Source organism: Pseudoclavibacter caeni (genome assembly GCF_008831125.1).
Classification (GTDB): domain Bacteria; phylum Actinomycetota; class Actinomycetes; order Actinomycetales; family Microbacteriaceae; genus Pseudoclavibacter_A; species Pseudoclavibacter_A caeni.
On record NZ_WBKA01000004.1, the window covers coordinates 148,354 to 164,121 of the forward strand.

Annotated in this window: 12 protein-coding genes, 1 tRNA gene and 1 pseudogene; 5 read left to right on the forward strand and 9 right to left on the reverse strand. The window is 71.2% G+C overall.

Annotation, left to right across the window (positions count from 1 at the left end; translation table 11 throughout):
• Positions 1-127: 127 nt before the first annotated feature.
• The 5 genes and pseudogenes from smpB to F8O02_RS09385 form a co-directional block, all read right to left on the reverse strand.
• Entirely contained in the window at positions 128-616 is a 489-nt protein-coding gene (smpB, locus tag F8O02_RS06505) for an SsrA-binding protein SmpB (RefSeq protein ID WP_158036435.1), read from the reverse strand.
• A gap of 2 nt (positions 617-618) precedes the next feature.
• A complete protein-coding gene (gene ftsX / locus F8O02_RS06510; RefSeq protein WP_158036436.1) occupies positions 619-1,542 on the reverse strand; it encodes a permease-like cell division protein FtsX in 924 nt (307 codons plus the stop codon).
• Positions 1,539-2,948: a cell division ATP-binding protein FtsE gene (ftsE, locus tag F8O02_RS06515; RefSeq protein ID WP_225734162.1), complete on the reverse strand. Its 1,410-nt coding sequence runs from the start codon at positions 2,946-2,948 to the stop codon at positions 1,539-1,541. Before ftsE ends, ftsX begins: the two co-directional genes overlap by 4 nt.
• Positions 2,949-2,960: 12 nt before the next feature.
• The gene (gene prfB, locus F8O02_RS06520; protein WP_158036437.1) at positions 2,961-4,067 is read right to left on the reverse strand and encodes a peptide chain release factor 2; all 1,107 of its coding nucleotides are present in this window, start codon (positions 4,065-4,067) and stop codon (positions 2,961-2,963) included.
• A gap of 135 nt (positions 4,068-4,202) precedes the next feature.
• Positions 4,203-5,607: pseudogene (locus F8O02_RS09385) on the reverse strand (DUF2252 domain-containing protein).
• Positions 5,608-6,128: 521 nt separating this feature from the next.
• Here F8O02_RS09385 and F8O02_RS06535 point away from each other — a divergent pair.
• The 3 genes from F8O02_RS06535 (at position 6,129) to F8O02_RS06545 (ending at position 9,095) form a co-directional block, all read left to right on the forward strand.
• Entirely contained in the window at positions 6,129-6,332 is a 204-nt protein-coding gene (locus tag F8O02_RS06535) for a hypothetical protein (RefSeq protein ID WP_158036440.1), read from the forward strand.
• A gap of 522 nt (positions 6,333-6,854) precedes the next feature.
• Positions 6,855-6,935 (forward strand) — tRNA-Leu (locus F8O02_RS06540).
• Between the two features lie 465 nt (positions 6,936-7,400).
• A complete protein-coding gene (locus F8O02_RS06545) occupies positions 7,401-9,095 on the forward strand; it encodes a long-chain-fatty-acid--CoA ligase (protein ID WP_158036441.1) in 1,695 nt (564 codons plus the stop codon).
• A gap of 1 nt (position 9,096) precedes the next feature.
• Here F8O02_RS06545 and rdgB read toward each other — a convergent pair whose 3' ends face one another.
• A complete protein-coding gene (rdgB, locus tag F8O02_RS06550; protein ID WP_158036442.1) occupies positions 9,097-9,714 on the reverse strand; it encodes an RdgB/HAM1 family non-canonical purine NTP pyrophosphatase in 618 nt (205 codons plus the stop codon).
• 81 nt (positions 9,715-9,795) lie between these two features.
• Here rdgB and F8O02_RS06555 point away from each other — a divergent pair, with 81 nt between their 5' ends.
• Positions 9,796-11,127, forward strand: a complete 1,332-nt coding sequence (locus F8O02_RS06555; RefSeq protein ID WP_158036443.1) for a nicotinate phosphoribosyltransferase — start codon at positions 9,796-9,798, stop codon at positions 11,125-11,127.
• Positions 11,128-11,184: 57 nt separating this feature from the next.
• Here the strand turns inward: F8O02_RS06555 and F8O02_RS06560 are convergent, their stop codons facing one another.
• Both F8O02_RS06560 and F8O02_RS06565 read right to left on the reverse strand, forming a co-directional pair.
• Positions 11,185-11,475 carry a DUF3039 domain-containing protein gene (locus tag F8O02_RS06560; RefSeq protein WP_158036444.1) on the reverse strand — a complete coding sequence of 97 codons (291 nt, stop codon included), beginning with the start codon at positions 11,473-11,475 and terminating at the stop codon, positions 11,185-11,187.
• Positions 11,476-11,706: 231 nt separating this feature from the next.
• Positions 11,707-13,452, reverse strand: coding sequence for a S1C family serine protease (locus F8O02_RS06565; protein WP_179416284.1), 1,746 nt, complete (start codon positions 13,450-13,452; stop codon positions 11,707-11,709).
• Positions 13,453-13,649: 197 nt separating this feature from the next.
• Here F8O02_RS06565 and F8O02_RS06570 point away from each other — a divergent pair, with 197 nt between their 5' ends.
• A complete protein-coding gene (locus F8O02_RS06570; protein ID WP_404821181.1) occupies positions 13,650-14,843 on the forward strand; it encodes an aminotransferase class I/II-fold pyridoxal phosphate-dependent enzyme in 1,194 nt (397 codons plus the stop codon).
• Positions 14,844-14,856: 13 nt separating this feature from the next.
• Here F8O02_RS06570 and F8O02_RS06575 read toward each other — a convergent pair whose 3' ends face one another.
• Positions 14,857-15,738, reverse strand: coding sequence for a carbon-nitrogen hydrolase family protein (locus F8O02_RS06575; RefSeq protein ID WP_225734166.1), 882 nt, complete (start codon positions 15,736-15,738; stop codon positions 14,857-14,859).
• Positions 15,739-15,768 lie beyond the last annotated feature (30 nt).

Genomic DNA, 15,768 nt, shown 5'->3' on the forward strand with positions numbered 1-15,768 from the left:
TCGGGCCGGCGACGGTGTCCTCCGGGACGCAGATGTGAGGCGCACCCCGGACTCCGTGTCACTACCAAGATTAGGTTAACCTGCATTCCAGCAGATGCGCAAGAGGCGGTCAGACGCCCGAAGGACGCTACAGCCCGGCGGTGTGGCCGCGCCGGTTCGCGCGCGCCATCGCCCGCTTCGCCTCCATCGCATCCTGCCGCTCGCGCAGCGCATGCCGCTTGTCGTACTCGCGCTTGCCCCTCGCGAGGGCGAGCTCGACCTTGACCCGGCCGTCCTTGAAGTACAGCCGCAGCGGCACCAGGGTCACCCCGCTCTCGTCGAGGCGGTGCCCGATGCGTGTGATCTCCTGACGATGCATGAGCAGGCGCCGCTTCCGCCGGGGGGCGTGGTTCGTCCACGTGCCGTTCAGGTACTGCGGGATGTGCACGTTCTCGAGCCACAGCTGGCCACGATCGATCGTCGCGAACCCGTCGACGAGCGAGGCGTGCCCCTCGCGCAGCGACTTCACCTCCGAGCCCATGAGCGAGATGCCAGCCTCATAGGTGGCGAGGATCGCGTAATCGTGCCGGGCCTTCCGATTCGTGGCGATCGTGTGCTCGCCGCGTTCGCGCGCCATCGTCACACCCTCAGATAGCGGCGGATGGCGAACGCGCTGGCCAGCGCGGAAAGCACGACGCCCACGCCGATGACGATCGGGAACACCGGCCACACCGAGTGCAGCGAGATGAACGCCGTGTACGGCATCGCCGACTGCAGGTAGCCCTGCACGAAGAACTTCACCACGGCCGCGAGCGCCGCCGAGGCGAGCACCGACCCGATGAACGCCGACACCACGCCCTCGAGCACGAACGGCGTCTGGATGAAGAAGTTCGAGGCACCGACGAGTCGCATGATGCCGAGCTCGCGCCGCCGGGAGAACGCCGACAGCCGGATCGTGGTCGTGATGAGCAGGATGGCCGCCACGAGCATCAGCCCGGCGATCGACAGGGCCGTGAGCGACCCGACGTTCAGCACCGCGAAGATCTGGTCGAGGTATGCCTTCTGATCCTGCACCTGGTCGACGCCGGCCATGCCGGTGAACCCGTCGATGATGACGGCCGCCTGTGCCGCGTCGTTCGGATCCTGCAGGTTCACCCAGTAGGTGCTCCACAACTGGTCCTGGGTGACGAAGCTGAGCGCCTGATTGTCGGCGAACTGCTCCTTGAAGTTCTCGTACGCCTGCTGCTGGTCCTCGTAGTAGTACTGGTCGACGTACTGCGAGTACAGATCGGAGTCGAGGCGCTCCTCGATCGCCTGCCGCTCGTCGTCGGTGACCGCGCCGTTCGGGCACTGATCGGCCGAGGAGGAGTCGGAGCACAGGTAGATCGCCACCTGCGCCTTGTCATACCAGAACGTCTTCATCGAAGAGATCTGCATCTGCAGCAGCACGGCAGCGCCGACGAAGGTCAGCGAGATGAACGTCACGAGCACGATCGAGACGACCATCGACATGTTGCGGCTGAGCCCGGTGCGGGTCTCGGCCATGATGCGCCGGAAGTTCATCGCCCAGCCTCGCTTCCCTCGTCATCGGCGTCCGCCTGTGGGGCTGGGCGCGGCGCGGGCGGACGCCCGCCACCGACGAGCCCGAGCCGCTCGGTCAGCGGCTGTGACTCGGTCGCGATCACCTGGATGTCCTCCTCGAGGCCCACCTCGATGCGCTCGGTCGCCGGCTGCGCGAGCGTCACATCGGCGGACGTCGGAGTCTCCGACACCGACGCCACGGTCTGCGGGTCGACGCGCGGCGGCATCTGATCGGCCGTGCGCGGCGGGGCGAACCCGTCCGGTCGCGGCTCGGCCGAACCGGTCGGACGCGGCTGCGGCGGCACCGCGCCGTTCACGCCTGCCTGCAGCGACATCGGCCTGGCGCCGGGCTGGAGGCCGGCCGGACGCGGCACGCCCGCCCCTGCAGGTCGGCGCTCTCCGGGCGCCTGCTGTGGCTGGGCCAAGTCCCGCTCGACGGAGACCCGCTCCACGGAGACCTGCTCCACCTGGATCCCCGGCATGACGGTCGCCTCCGCCGAACTCCCCTCCGCCCCGGGGCGGGCCACGTCGGGCTGGATCGACCGAGCCTGCGGGACCGGGCGCCCCTGCTGGACCGGCTGGACCCCCTGCTCCAGCTGCCCGGGCCGGGCCGGCGGCCGAGCCGCGCCCTGCCCCGGACGGGGGCCTGCCGTCACCCGCGCCGTGGCAGCCGCGCGCTCCGCGGCACGTCGCTCGGGCTCGTCCTGATACCCGCCGCCGCGCTCGTCGCGCACGAGCCGGCCGCGGTCGAGCTCGACGACGCGCCGGCGCATCCGGTTGACGATCGAGGTGTCGTGGGTGGCCATGATGACCGTGGTGCCGCCCGCGTTGATCTTCTCGATGACGCTCATGATGCCCGACGAGGTCTCGGGATCGAGGTTGCCGGTGGGCTCATCGGCCAGCAGGATCGCGGGCTTCGTGACCACCGCGCGGGCGATCGCCACACGCTGCTGCTCGCCGCCGGAGAGCTCATGCGGCATCGCGTCGCCCTTGCCGTCGAGGCCGACCAGGCGCAGCACGTCGGGCACGGCCTCCTGGATGTACCCGGCGGACTTGCCCGTCACCTCCAGCGCGAAGGCGACGTTCTCCGCGGCGGTCTTGTTCGGCAGCAGCCGGAAGTCCTGGAACACGACGCCGAGGTTGCGGCGGTAGAAGGGGATGCGGCGTGACGAGATCGCACGCAGGTCGTACCCCAGCACGTGGATGTCGCCCGAGGTGAGCCGCTCCTCCTTGAGGATCAGGCGGATGAGGGTCGACTTGCCCGAGCCGCTCGCGCCGACGACGAAGACGAAGTCGCCCTTGTCGACGTCGAGCGAGATGTCGTCGAGCGCCGGTCGGTCGGCCTTGCGATACCGCTTGGTGACGTGCTCGAAGCTGATCATGACCATGCGAGTCGCTCCCTACTCGGCCCGGCCCTTGCGCCACCGGATGCCTGCCGAGATGAACCCGTCGAGATCGCCGTCGAAGACGTCGTCGGGGTTGTTCACCTCGTACCCGGTGCGCAGGTCCTTGACCATCTGATACGGGGCCAGCACGTAGGAGCGCATCTGGTCGCCCCAGCTGGCCTTGATGTCGCCGGCGAGGCCCTTCTTGGTGGCTTCCTCCTCCTGGCGGCGGATCTCGAGCAGGCGCGACTGCAGCACGCGCAGCGCGGCCGCCCGGTTCTGGATCTGGCTCTTCTCATTCTGACAGCTGACCACGATGCCCGTGGGCAGGTGGGTGATGCGCACGGCGGAGTCGGTCGTGTTCACCGACTGGCCGCCCGGCCCCGACGATCGGAAGACGTCGACGCGGATGTCCGAGTCGGGGATGTCGATGTGCTCGGTCGGCTCCACGAGCGGCACCACCTCGACCGCGGCGAACGACGTCTGCCGTTTGCCGGCCGAGTTGAACGGGCTCATCCGCACCAGCCGGTGAGTGCCCGCCTCGACCGACAGCTTGCCGTACAGGTACGGCTCGGCGATCTCGAAGGTCGCCGACTTGATGCCGGCCTCCTCGGCGTAGGACGTGTCGAGCACGTTGACCTTGAAACCATGGTGCTCGGCCCACCGGCTGTACTGCCGCAGCAGCATCTCGGCGAAGTCCGCCGCGTCGACGCCGCCGGCGCCCGCGCGGATCGTGACGACCGCGCCGCGGTCGTCGTACTCGCCGTTCAGCAGCGTCTGCACCTCGAGGTCGTCGATCGCCTTCTGCAGGCTCTCCAGCTCGTGCTCGGCCTCGTGCTGCGAGGCGGTGTCGCCCTCCTCGTTGGCGAGCTCGACGAGCACCTCGAGGTCGTCGAGCCGCTGCCCGACGCGCTCCACCCGGCCGAGCTGTGCCTTCGCGTGCGACAGCTGGCTGGTCACCTTCTGGGCCCGGTCGGTGTCCTCCCACAGCCCGGGCTCGGCCGCCTGCTCGCTGAGCTCGGCGATACGGGCGGTGAGCGCCTCCGGGGCGACCACCTGCCGGATGTCGGCATAGGTCTTGCGGAGGGCGTCGATGCGTTCGGAGATGTCGAGGTCAGCCATATCCCGTTCAGTGTACCCGGCCGGGACGACTCCGCCCCACGAAGCGGCTGTGCGAATCGGGGCGAGGCCGCATCCTGCACCTGCCCGGGCCGACCGGCCCACGAGCGACGCCGCATCCTGCACCCTCCGGCTGCCTCACCCCCATGGAGCGGCCCGCACGAAACGAGCGAAATCGCGCTCGACCTGGTCGGCGTACGCGAGCGCCCAGTCCGTCATCGCCCGGTCGAAGCCGACGCCCTTGCCCAGGTAGCCGGCGATCCAGTGCAGGGCGCGACTCTGCGCGTGCGCGCGGCCGAGCAGCAGCCCGCAGGCGACGACGTACTCCTCGAACGTGCGGGGGCTCAGCCGGGAGAGATTCACCGACCCCTTCATGTCGCGGAACTGGCGGATGTAGAAGTCGTGCCCGTTCACGCTCGCCCAGCCGAGGAACGGATCGGACACCGCCTGCAGGATGCGCTGGTGGTCGACGACGCGACGGCCGTCGTGCTCGTCCGCGCGCAGCGTCTCAGGGGTGGAGGCGTTCGGCCGGTTGGCCTCCGTCACCACCGAGCGCCCCGCCTCCTTCAGCTGCAGCACGAGCGGGTTGTCGTTCGCGTCGAGCAGCAGCACCACGTAGCAGCGGGTGCCCACACTGCCGACCCCGACCACGCGGCGGGCGCCGTCGACGAGGCGGTGGCTGCGCACCAGCATCCGCAGGTCGGGGCGCACCGACGCGAGGTAGCCGTGGAACAGCTCGCGCAGGGCGTCTGCGGTGACCCCGGTGACGTGCTGGAGCACGGGCGGCTGCTCGACAAAGCGGGGCACGCCCGTCTCGTCCGGCTCCGTCATCCGCCGCACCGCCTGCACCGCCGTGCGCGAGCGGGCCTTGTCCGCCGCCCGCTGGAACGCCTTGACCGACGAGCTGTGCATCTGGGCGGCGATCGTGGCGTCGTCGACGCTCGCGTAGTAGCGGTCGAGCGCCGACCAGCGCGACAGCTTCCGTATCGCCCGCCGGTAGGCCTGCGCAGTCTGCAGCGCGAGGTGGCTGACCGCCGCGGCGTCGAACCCGGCGTCGCGCGCCGAGGACGACGCTGGTCACCAGCCGGCGCACGTCCCACTCCCAGGGCCCCGGCGCGGCCTCGTCGAAGTCATTGAGGTCGAACACGAGCCGGCGCTCCGGCGAGGCGAACAGGCCGAAGTTGCTGATGTGCGCATCCCCGCAGATGACGATCTGCTGGCCGGTGTCCTCCTGTGCGGCGAGGTCGTGGGCCATGAGCCGGGCGGAGCCGCGGTAGAACGTGAACGCGCTGGCGGCCATCCGCTGCCAGCGCAGTCCGATCAGGTCCGGCAGCCGGGTGCGATTCTGCTCGGCGAGCAGCGCCACGGGGTCGCGGTCGACCGGATGGAACGTGGCGAGCCGCTCGAACGGCTGGCAGGCGCGGGCGAGCTTCCCCTCGCGCCGCTGCTGCTTCGCGGTGAGATGCTCGCGCACCTCGTCCGTCGTACTGTAGATGCCTCGACTCATCCGCACGCCTCCATCCGCTCCGGTCACCCCGGTCATCTCTGCCGGCTCTGCCGTTCCACCCGCTGGCCGTCTCGACCGCCTCGCTCGTCGCCCACGATTCTCTCACCTGCAGGTGGGCAAGGCCCGATGCCATCCGGATCGCACGGGTGTCCGGCGCTCTCATCGACCGAGGGGATGGCGTTCTCGGTGTCGCCCGGTGCTCCCGGCTCGGTCTGCCCGCCACGAACGATGAATCGATCATCATCCGCCGCAGACAGCACGCCCTCTGCGCTGAGACCAGCCAGCACACGTCTGACCAGGTCTGAATCCATGCCAAGACGTTCCCTGAGACGGCTGACCGTCATGTCCCCCGTCTGCCTCGCGAGCAGGAGGGCATGTGCCTCTTGCGACAGCGCTGCGACAGCGCGAAGTGTCGTCATCGAGGTTCCGCACAGTCGACTCGACTGCGGCATCGATCGCCTCGGCAAGAGGTCCATCGCAGATGACCCGGTCCAGAAAGCGTGGCGCTCCCGGCGTGGCCTTACTCCTCGCGTCTCATCTGACACCGCGGCGGGAACGTGACATCCGCCCCCTCCGCCACCATCTCCGATGCCCTCGACGAGCTGGTCGCGAATCCGATCAAGGTCGGATCCCCTGGCCGGCGCGAACCGCGCCTCTTCGGCCAGGCCGAGGATCAGCGTCCCCCGCTGGTGCTGGCGAACGCGCTGACAGATTCCCCGACGGAGAAACCGATTCCGTCAGAGCTGGCCTTGGCCTCATGATCGGAATCATCACTCCCCTGTCGTTGCAGCCTCGCGACGACATCGGCGGATGAGGCGACATCAGATGCTGTCTCCCGATCGTCCTGATCGACTGCGTTCACCCGCCCCGTCAGTGGCGCTCGCTCACCGCTCACTCACCTTTCGCCCTGCACAGACGGGCAAGTGACGAGAAGTGAGAGTGAGTGAGCGGTCAGGGCGATCACCGGCCCTGGCATGACGGCCCCACCCTGTCGTCTTCGTGACGCAAGGCGTTGTCGGCCCGTTGCCGGCATCGGGTGACCGCCGATGGGGACACGACCACCTTTGAGACGGTGCAGACCTCTTCGCCATGTGTGTCAGGCCTGACACCGAGACTCCCCGTGAGAGGTCGCGGTCTTAGGCACCGTGGGAAGAGATCGGCGTCGGGAGAGGTCACGACAGCCATCCTCCTGGCCATCGAAGACAGGCCCAGCGTCCCCTTTGACTCCGACCGCGGACCCCGGCGCACAGACACCCGGCCCGAGACGCTAGGCTGTCAGTCGCGCGGGAGTGGTGGAACTGGCAGACACGCAGGATTTAGGTTCCTGTGCCGAGCGCGTGCGGGTTCGAGTCCCGTCTCCCGCACACCGGCCGCATCGACATCGCCCCTCGAGGCCATCGCTCATCCAGCCCCAGCACGGGCGATCGACGCACCGGTGGCGACCTCGTCTGGAAGCTCGTCGCTTCCGTGCAGCCGCACCAGCGCAGTCACCCCAGCAGCTCGACACACCCCAGCAGAGTCACCCCGACATCTCGACATGCCCCAGCACGGTCACCCCGCTACCTCGAGAGGCCCAGCACGTTCACCCCACCCCTGCCACAGCCGCTTGGAGGAACTCTCCAATCCGAGCGCGCAGTCTTGGTGAGATCACAGCATCCTCGACCCCGCCTGACCCGTAGCCTGAGATCCACGACACCACGGGGACCACCCCGCACACCGGGGCGACACCCCGCGAGCGAGCCCCCGCCAGCGAGGCCCGCCCCACGAACGGCCCCCACCGAGCCGGGAGCTCCCCACACCGGGTGCCGTCAGAAGAGCGAAGGACGCCGATGCCACACTCCCGCCCCTGGACCGCCGCCTACGCCCCGGGCGTGCCCGCCGACATCCCGCCGGTCACCGACACGCTCGTGCACGCGTTCGAGCGCAGCGTGCGCGAGCACGGCGCGCGGACGGCCACGGACTTCCTGGGCGGCACGCTCTCCTACCGCGATCTGGGCGAGCAGGTGCACGCCATCGCGCAGGCGCTCGCGGATCTCGGGGTGCGGCGCGGCGACCGGGTCGCGCTGGCCCTGCCGAACTGCCCGCAGCACGTGGTCGCGTTCTACGCGGTGCTGCGCATCGGCGGCATCGTCGTCGAGCACAACCCGCAGTACACGGCGGCCGAGCTCGCCGTGCAGTTCGCCAATCATCAGGCCCGCGTCGCGATCGTCTGGGACGCCGTGTGCGACACGATCGCCGGCTTCGACCGGTCGGCCCGCCCCGACCACGTCATCGCCGTCGACATCACCCGGGCGCTGCCGCGGCGCACCCGGCTCGCCCTCCGACTGCCCGTGCCCCGCGCCCGAGCGCTGCGCCGAGCCATGACGATCACCCCGAGCACGCCCGTGCTGCGTTGGGAGGCCCTCGTGCGCGACACCGCGCCTCTCGCCGCCACCACCCCGCTGCCCGTGCCCGAGGACGTCGCCGTGCTGCAGTACACGTCCGGCACGACCGGCGCCCCGAAGGCCGCGATTCTCACCCACGCGAATCTGCGGGCCAACGAGCTGATGGGCGAGGCCTGGGTGCCCGGACTGCGACCGGGCCGCGAGGTGTTCGCCGCCGTGCTGCCGTTCTTCCACGCCTACGGGCTCACCCTGTGCCTGTCGTACGGCATCGCGACCGGGGCGACGCTCGTGCTGCAGCCCCGTTTCAGCCTCGACCAGCTGATCGCCGCGCAGCGCCGCCGGCCGATCACCTTCATGCCCGCCGTCCCGCCGATCTACGCGCGGCTGGCCGACGCCGCCGAAGCCGGCCGGGTCGACCTGCACTCGGTGCGGTTCTCGATCAGCGGCGCGATGGCGCTCGACCCCGACCTCGTCGCCCGCTGGGAGTCGCTCAGCGGCGGCCTGCTCGTCGAGGGCTACGGGATGACCGAGGCGTCACCGATCATCGCCGGCAACCCGATCGGCGCGCACCGGCGTCCGGGCGCCGTGGGCGTGCCCTTCCCCGGCACCGACGCGCGCGTGGTCGATCCGCTGGATCCCTCGCGCGAGGTGGCCCCGGGTGAGCCCGGCGAGCTCGTGGTGCGCGGGCCGCAGGTGTTCGCCGGCTACTGGCAGCGTCCGGACGCGACGGCAGCGACCCTGCTGCCCGGCGGCTGGCTGCGCACCGGCGATGTCGTCACGATGACGCCGGACGGGTTCATCATCGTGGTCGACCGGCTCAAGGAGCTCATCGTCACCGGTGGCTTCAACGTGTCGCCGAGCGAGGTGGAGACCGTGCTGCGGGAGCATCCCGACGTGCGCGACGTCGCCGTGGTCGGGGCGCGCCGCCCCTCCGGCGACGAACAGGTCACCGCGGTGCTCGTGCTGCGGGAGGGCTGCCGGCTCGACGTCGCCGCGCTGCGCGCGTTCTGCCGCCAGACGCTCGCCCGCTACAAGGTGCCGCGCGCGTTCGTGCCGGTGGACGCGCTGCCCGTCTCGCAGATGGGCAAGGTGCTGCGCCGGCGGGTGCTCGAGCTGCTGCCCCGCGGCGCCGCCGCCTGAGTCACGCCCCGGCGCCGAACTCCTCGCGCAGGATCGGCACGAGGGCGCGGAACGCGCGGGCTCGGTGTGACAGGCCGTTCTTCTCCTTGGCGGTGAGCTCGGCGGCCGAGCGACGCTCGCCCTGCGGCTGGAACACCGGGTCGTAGCCGAAGCCGCCGGTGCCGCGCTCCTCGCGCAGCAGCACGCCGGGCCAGCGTCCCACGACCGTGTGCTCGCGGGCGGGGCCGCCCTGCGCGTCCGGGACGACCAGGGCGATCGCGCACACGAACGTCGCCCGCCGGTGCTCGTCGGGCACGTCGGCGAGCTGCTCGAGCAGCAGGCGCCGGTTGAAGACGTCCGAGGCCTGCGAGCCGCCCCAGCGGGCCGAGAAGATCCCCGGCGCACCGCCGAGCACGTCCACGGCGATCCCCGAGTCATCGGCGAACGCGGGGCGACCGTCGTGCTCGACCGCGGCGCGAGCTTTGATGAGCGCGTTCGCCTCGAAGGTCACCCCGTTCTCGACGGGCTCCGGGCCGTCGTACGCGTCGACGGTGGCCCCGGGCAGAGCCTCGCCGACGATGCGCCGGAACTCGGCGAGTTTGTGGGCGTTGTGGCTGGAGAGCAGCAGCGGTGTGGTCATGGCCCCAATCATCCCACCACGCCCGCACCTGGCCGCTGAACCGGTGTGAACAGGTGTCAGCCCCGGTGCTAGGGTGGCGCCATGCGCAATGCGAACGTGTCACCGCTGACCACCGCGACGTCGACCGCCCTGCTCACCGACCGCTACGAGCTGACGATGCTCGACGCCGCCCTGCTCGACGGCACCGCCGACATCCCCTGCCTGTTCGAGCTGTTCGCCCGGCACCTGCCCACCGGACGCCGCTACGGCGTCGTGGCCGGCACCGGCCGACTGCTCGAGGCGCTGCGGGACTTCCGCTTCACCGACGAGCAGCTCGCGTTCCTGCGCGACGAGCACGTCGTGCGCCCCGAGACGATCGAGTGGCTGGCTGACTACCGCTACGACGGCAACGTCTTCGGCTACCGCGAGGGCGAGCTGTACTTCGACCACTCGCCACTGGTCACCTTCGAGACCGACTTCGCCCACGGGGTGATGCTCGAGACGCTCGCGCTGAGCGTGTACAACTACGACTCCGCCGTCGCCAGCGCGGCCAGCCGGATGACCCTCGCCGCCCGCGGGCGCCCGCTGGCCGAGATGGGCTCGCGGCGGACGAACGAGACGGCCGCCGTCGCCGGCACCCGCGCCGCGTACATCGCCGGGTTCGCCGCCAGCTCGAACCTCGAGGCGGGGCGACGGTGGGGCATCCCGACCATGGGCACCGCCGCCCACGCGTGGACGCTGCTGCACGACACCGAGGAGGAGGCGTTCCGCGCCCAGATCGAGGCGATGGGCACCGACACGACCCTGCTCGTCGACACCTACGACATCACGAAGGGCGTCGAGACGGCGATCCGCGTGGCGGGACCGCACCTCGGCGGCGTGCGCATCGACTCCGGCGACCTGCCGAGCACCGCGGCGGCCGTGCGTCGCCAGCTGGACGCCCTCGGCGCCACGGAGACGAAGATCACGGTCACCAACGACCTCACCGAGTACGCGATCGCCGCACTGGCCGCGAGCCCGGTCGACAGCTACGGCGTGGGCACGTCGGTGCTCACCGGCTCGGGGCACGCGACCGCGGGGATGGTCTACAAGCTCACCAGCCGGCAGAACCCCGACGGGTCGTGGACGGCGGTGCAGAAGGCCAGCGCCGGCAAGGGCCACCGCGGCGGGCGCAAGGACGCCGCCCGGCGCATCGACGCCCGGGGTCGTGCCACGGCCGAGGTCATCGCGGTGGAGAAGACGGCGGCCACCCAGCCCGACGACCGGCCACTGCTCGTCCCGCTCATGCAGCGCGGCGAGGCGCTGCATGAGCATCTGGGCGCGGCGGGCACCCGCGCGGCGCGCGAGCACCACGCCCGCGTGCTCGAGGAGCTGCCGCCGAACGGCCGTCGCATGTCGAGTGGCGAGCCTGCCATCCCGAGCCTGTTCGTCTGAGTCGGCTGCGGGCTGAACCCTGCCGCAGGAGATCGGGCTCCGGGCCGTCAGGCGCGACTACTCGTCGCGCATGCGCTCGTAGATCTCCTTGCACTCCGGGCAGACGGGGAACTTCTCCGGATCCCGCCCGGGCGTCCAGATCTTGCCGCACAGCGCCCGCACCGGGGTGCCGTTCACCGCGGACTCGAGGATCTGCTCCTTGCGCACATAGTGCGAGAACCGGTCGTGGTCGCCGTCCTCCTCGAGCTCGCGCATCTCGCGCTCGAGGACCGCGACGCTGCCCGAGTCGAGTTCGCGCTCGAGCTCCCGCAGCGGATCATCGTCCGGTCCGTCCAGCATCTCCGCCATCACAGCCTCCTCGTCACGTCGACGTCAGCCGAGCCACGGCTCACGCGACCGCCCTCGGGCCACGCGCGCACGCGTCTCACGCGTCTCACGCGGCAGCTTACCGCGCCGCACACGGCCCGACGGGTCCAGCCGGGACCAGTCGTCGGACCGCCGGGATCAGCAGCGCGCCGGATGCGGGCCGACAGGTCCGCTCCCCGGCGGTCGAGCCCTGCCCGGCCGCCGGGGACGCGATCACTCCGAGGCCGCCTCGAGGGTCACCTGTGCGCTCTGCGTCTTCCCGTCGCGAACGTACTCGACGGTGACCGCCGTGCCAGGCCCAGACTGCCGCACGGTGCCGATCAGGTGCGAGGCGCTCGTGATGCGCACGCCGTCGACCTTCGTGATGATGTCCCCGCTCTTCAGCCCCGCCTGCGCGGCGGGGCCGCCGCTGGTGACGTCCTTGACCAGCGCACCGGTCACGCCGTCATCGCCGGTCGCGCTGCTCACCGTCGCGCCGAGCTGCCCGTGCTGCGCCTTGCCATCGGAGATGAGCTCGCCGGTGACCCGCTGCACCACGTTCGCGGGGATCGCGAACCCCAGCCCGATGCTGCCGTTGCTCGTGCTCTGCCCAGTCGACGAGGTCGCCGTGGCGATGGCGACGTTGACCCCGATCAGCTGGCCGTCGGTGTTGACGAGCGGGCCGCCCGAGTTGCCGGGGTTGATGGCCGCGTCGGTCTGCACGACCGAGAGGTAGATGGAGGAGTCGCTCTGTGTCGACTGCGAGCCGCTCTGCCCGCCGTAGCCGTACCCGTTCGAGCCGCCGCTGCCGAAGTCGTTCCAGAAGTCGTAGCCGTTGCCCTCGTCTGTGCTCGAGTCGCCGTCCTGCGCCGCGGAGGAATCGAGCGAGATCGCTCGGTTGAGTGCCGAGACGACACCGCTGGTGACCGTGTTCTCCAAGCCCTGCGGCGCGCCGATCGCGATCGCGGTGTCGCCAACGTTGAGCTTCGACGAGTCGGCGAACTCGATCGCAGTGAGGTTCGACGGCGGATTCTTCAGCTGGATGACGGCCAGGTCGGTCGTGGAGTCAAGCCCGACCGTGGTCGCGTCGTACACGCTGCCGTCGCTGAGGGTGACCTTGAGCGTGGCGCTGCTCGTCGCGCCATCCAGTGTGACGACGTGGTTGTTCGTGACGATGCGCCCCTGCGCGTCGAGGATCACGCCGGAGCCCGTGCCGGACTCACTGCTCGAGGACGCGGAGATCGTGACCACCGACGGGCTCGCCTTCGCCGCCCCGGCGGTGACGTCGGTGACGTGCTCGGGGTCGTTGATGACCACGTTCGACCCGCTCGTGCTGCTCACCGTGGTGCTCGACCCGTGTCCGCTGGCCCAGCCGATCGCTGCTCCGGCACCACCGCCGACGAGCGCGGCGACGAGGGCGGACACCGCGACGACTCGACCGATGGGGCCGTGCTGACGATGGCCCCCGTCCTCCTGATGCGACGCATACGCATCGGTGCCGTTCCCGCCGGCGCCACCGGCACCGTCCAGCCCCACCATGCCCACCTCGCCCGCGGCAGCCGGGCCGGGATACGGCTGCCCCACTGCGGGACCACGCCCCGGCACGGTCTGGACGGGCTGGGACGCTGAGGCCGCCTGTGCGGAGCCGTCGAATCCATCCGGCAGCGGCGTGGTGGGCTGCGCCGCGGTCGGCAGCGGTGTCGTCGGCTGAGCCGCAGCGGCCGGGGGCGCATACCGCGGTCGGGACGCCGTGGGCGTCGGCCTGGTCCGCTCGGTGTCGTCCAGCGCCTCCGCCTCGGCCTCCGCAGCTGCGGGAGTCGCCTCGCCCTCACCGGTGCGCGCCGCACCCGGCTCCCACCGCGGCAGGGACTGCTGTGGCACCGCCCAGCGATCGTCTCGTACCTGCCCGTCTCGGGCCTGCTCGTCCACGGGCCGCGCCGCAGCGGGGTCGGCTGCCGGGTGCTGGTCTTCCGAAGTCATGGTCGTTCCTCTCCGTGCACTCCCACCGTGCCGTTCGCCACTGTGAGAAGCCTGTGGCCGTGCTGAGGAGATGCCGCCGGGCATCGTCATCCACGGTCACGGCTCGCCGCGTCCCTCCCGCACGAGTCTAGAGTGTCATCGTGAGTGTTGACCCGGCCATTCCCGCAGCGTCCGCCCGTCCCTTCGCCGCAGCCGCCCTGCCCTGGCAACGCACCGCGCATGCCGCCGGACTGCTCGGCGCCGACGGCCGCCCGGCGCCGAACGTCTTCACCGAGATGACCGCCCTCGCCCAGCGGACGGGTGCGATCAACCTCGGTCAGGGGTTCCCGGACACCGATGGGCCGCAGGTCGTGCTCGAGGCGGCCCGGTCGGCGATCCTCGCCGGCGCGAACCAGTACCCGCCGGGCCTCGGCGTGCCCGTCCTGCGCGAGGCGATCGCCCGGCATCAACACCGTTTCCACGGCATCACCGTGGACCCGGACCGCGAGGTGCTCGTCACCACCGGGGCCACCGAGGCGCTCGCCGCCACGCTGCTCGCGCTGGTGCGCCCCGGCGACGAGGTCGTCACCCTCGACCCCACCTATGACGCGTACACGGCACTCATCGCCCTGGCCGGCGGCCGGCACGTGCGCGTGCCGCTGGCGCCGCCGGACTTCCGGCTGCCGCTCGACCGGCTCGCCACCGCCGTGACCGACCGCACCGCGGTGATCCTCGTCAACAACCCGCACAACCCGACCGGCACGGTGCTCACCCAGGCGGAGCTCGCCGCGATCGTCGCCGCCGCCGAACAGCACGATGCGATCGTCGTCGTCGACGAGGTGTACGAGCACCTCGTGTTCGACGGGGTGCGGCACACCACGATCGCCGCGATCCCCGGCGCGGCCGAGCGCAGCGTCACGATCTCGTCGGCGGGCAAGACGTTCTCGCTGACCGGCTGGAAGATCGGCTGGCTCGTCGCCCCGCAGCCGCTGCGCGACGCCGTACTCACCGTCAAGCAGTACCTGACGTTCGCCACCGGGGCGCCCCTGCAGCCGGCGATCGCCGAAGGGCTGGACCAGCCCGACGCGCTGTTCGTCGGCGTGCGCGACCGGCTGCAGCACGGCCGGGACCTGCTCGCCGCGGGCCTCGCCCGGGCCGGGTTCGCGTTCGCGCCCGCCCCGGCCACGTACTTCCAGGCGGTTGACGCGGCCCCGCTCGGCGTCGCCGACGCCGCCCGGCTCGCCCGCGAGCTGCCCGAGCAGGTCGGCGTCGTGGGGATCCCGCTGAGCGCCTTCGCCGCACCGGAGCACGCCGACCTGTACCGCTCCTGGCTGCGCTTCGCATTCTGCAAGCGCGACACGGTGCTGCAGGAGGCGAGCGACCGGCTCGCCCGGCTCGCGATGCGCGACTAACCGCGACCGATGGTCAGGCGCGGGATGCGTCCCCGGCTGCCCCGACGCCCGGCGCGTCTGCCTCGGGCACGACGACCGCGAGCCGCCGCATCCGCAGCGCCGGGTTCGTCGCCCGCACCTGCGCGATGCGCTCGAGGCCGATCTCGGTGCTCAGGAAGGCGCTCTCCGCGCCCGTGGCCGCGAGCACGACGCCCATCGGATCGACGATCATCGAGCGGCCGATGCCATGCGGGATCGCCTGGCCGGCCGCGAGCACGTAGACGGTGTTCTCGATCGCCCGGGCCTGCACGAGCGTGTTCCAGTGATGCTCCTTGAGCGGGCCGCCAACCCACTGCGAGGGGATCACCACGAGCTCGGCCCCGGCGTCCACGAGCCGTCGGGTAATCTCCGGGAAGCGCAGGTCGTAGCAGGTCTGCAGACCCACCCGAATGCCCTCGACCTCGAAGGTGACCGGCTCGTCGAGCGGCCCGGGCACGACCCACTGCGACTCGCGGTGCCCGAACGCGTCGAACAGGTGCACTTTGCGGTACGCGGCCTCGAGCTCACCCGTGGGGGCGACGGCGACGACCGTGTTGGCGAATCGGTGCTCGTCCTCGCTGCGGGCGACCAGCCCGGCGACGATGTGCAGGCCGTGCTCGGCGGCGAGCCGGCCGAGCGCGGTGACGAACGGCCCGTCGAGCGGCTCGGCGTTGGCGGCGTAGTCGGGGCCCAGCCGGCCATTGAAGTACGACGCGTACTCGGGGAACACCACGAGCGAGGCGGCGCGGTCGGCGGCCTCCTGCACGTACATGGTGATCTGCCTGAGGTTCTCGCGCCGGTCGCCCGTCGGCCCGAACTGCCCGGCCGCCACGGTGACGGTGTTCGACAGCCACAGCGTGTCCTCCGGAGTGGTCACGTCGCTCCTTCCCCGGCGCCATCGGGCGGC